Consider the following 2,141-nt stretch of genomic DNA (forward strand, 5'->3'; position numbering starts at 1 on the left):
TCCCAAAAGGCCAGGATGATTCTGGCATGATCCCGGCCGAAGCCTGGCGGTCCAGCTCGGTGTCGTCGCCCAGCATCTGCAGGTCGATCTTCTTGCCCAGTTCATGAGCAAGGTCACGCACCCCATAGCCAATGAGCCTGTCGAGAGAATCACACGATCCGAGGTGGCGGCAGGATGCGACCTTGAACAGATCTGGATGCGGCAGGGGATTTCTGTTGGCCTGCGGGACCTACTCTGGGACTGGGCGGTCGTCGTAAACTCAGAGTTCAATCGGATCGCTCCCGGACAGCAGTTTTCAGAGGTCGCAAAGCGTCCTGACACGTGGGTGAAAGTTAGAGCAGCTGATTACCCCAGTCCGTCTCGGGATATCGCTGAGGTTAGGCCAGCATGATCTGCTGAGATGCGGACATGACACTACCGCAAGACTCAAGAATAATTGACGAGCTGATTCAGCTATTGGATTTTGAGCTTTTTCAAGATTTGGCGCTAATCAACGGAATGGACGATGAAGAAGTCGCGGCTCCAACGATGGAGGCATGTCGAGCTCGACTACTGGCTTGTCTGTAATGTTTGTTCCAATGATCCAACGCTAAAGCTCTCCGAGCAGGACTTGAACATCGTTTCAAGGGCTTGGAATACTATCCTTTCTCACACTCTGCCCCGAAAATAAGCAGCGGCGGTGAGCGGATATGATGCGGTCTGCTCACGATCAAGCCGCGAGCTTGGGTCGGAGGATGACCTCGTAGCCCAAGGCGTCGAGGCGTCGGACAAGGCCTTTGGTGTTGGGTCTGGGCACATCATTTCAAGCGTGCCAGAGTTGTATCAAGGGCATAGTTGGTGGTTCGGAGGCGCTCTTTGGCTGGATCGTAAGCGGATTCAGCCTCCTCCCGGAGCGGAGTCTTGGGATAAAGTTCACAGATGCGCTCCATGGGCGTAATGCCGCCAAGGGCGCTATGCGGACGCTGCCAGTTCCAGAAGTGCTGCCACTCGTCGAGCCGCTGGTGAATATCGGGGGCTCGTGGGTCGACGGTGGTCCAGAATTCCTCCAGGTCGGCGCGCTGGGTGCGCTCGACCTTGCCATTTAGGTGCGGAGCCCGCGGCCTGTTAGTGCGGAACTTGATGGTCCATTCCATGAGCCGGCGTTGGACTGCCTCGGCGAAGAATTCCAGGCCGCGATCGGTCTGGATGCGCTGGATAGCAAAGGGCATCCCCTCCAGGACGCGTTCCAGGAAGACCAGCGTGTTCCTGGCACTTCGCGCGGATAGACGCCGAGCACCTTGTAGCGTGAGCAGTCGTCGATGGCAGTGTACTGATAGACCCCGGGCGCGATTTTGCAGGTATCCATCTGAACGCGGTCGCCGGGGATGGGGCGGCTGTAGCGCTTGAAGCTCTTGCGCGGAAGTTTGCGGCGCCGGAGGTGCTGCTCACCATGGCGCATCAGCACTCGGGGAAGCGTGTCGTGCGACAGGGTCAGATCATGCTGCCGGAGCAACTCGTTGCGGAGCTGCTTGATGCCGAGCTGGCGTGAGCGCCGCAAGAAGGATCAGCGTCTCCTGCTCCGCGAAGACCTTCCGTCTCGCCTGACGATGCGGCCGACGGCTGATCTCCTCCAGCCCGGCAAGCCCGGCTTCCTGATAGCGCCGCCGCCCCAAGCCGACGGTTCAGCAGTTGCGAATGCCTTTGTGAGCGTTTCACGCCCACGGCAACAGGACTTCTGTCGGCTTAACCCGTGATGTCAGGTGCCACAATCAGCAGGAGAGCAGTTCTGGAAGGCCAGTCAGATGATCAAGCTGGAAAGTGAAAGGATGTCATCGAACCTCACACATTACCATCCTGACCGCCAGCAAGGATGCTTTCCACGCTGAGAAGGACGCCATTCTGGAGGCTGGGCTAGCAACCGCCGCCTGGGTGACGGTCGATGACACAGCGGCCCGCCACGCCGGGCGCGATGAATACACCACCCACATCGGCAATGATTGCTTCGCCTGGTTTGCTACACGGCCATCAAAGAGCCGCCTGAACTTCCTCGACCTGCTCCGTGCCGGCGATCCTAATTATGTGATCAACGCCGCGGCGCTGGCCTACCTGATCGAACACGGCGTGCCGGAAACCATCGTCGCCGCTCTGCTCGCCGCCGGACC

Annotated in this window: 1 protein-coding gene and 1 pseudogene; one reads left to right on the forward strand and one right to left on the reverse strand. The window is 59.1% G+C overall.

Translation table 11 applies throughout. From position 1 onward, the window contains the following. Positions 1 to 797: 797 nt before the first annotated feature. Positions 798 to 1,643: pseudogene (locus AC5JJ6_RS10885) on the reverse strand (DDE-type integrase/transposase/recombinase); the annotation flags it as partial. Positions 1,644 to 1,908: 265 nt separating this feature from the next. Here AC5JJ6_RS10885 and AC5JJ6_RS10890 point away from each other — a divergent pair. Beyond that, positions 1,909 to 2,141 (forward strand): hypothetical protein (locus AC5JJ6_RS10890; RefSeq protein WP_496042051.1); only part of this gene is annotated, 233 nt, incomplete at its 3' end.

It is taken from the genome of Skermanella sp., from assembly GCF_059503625.1.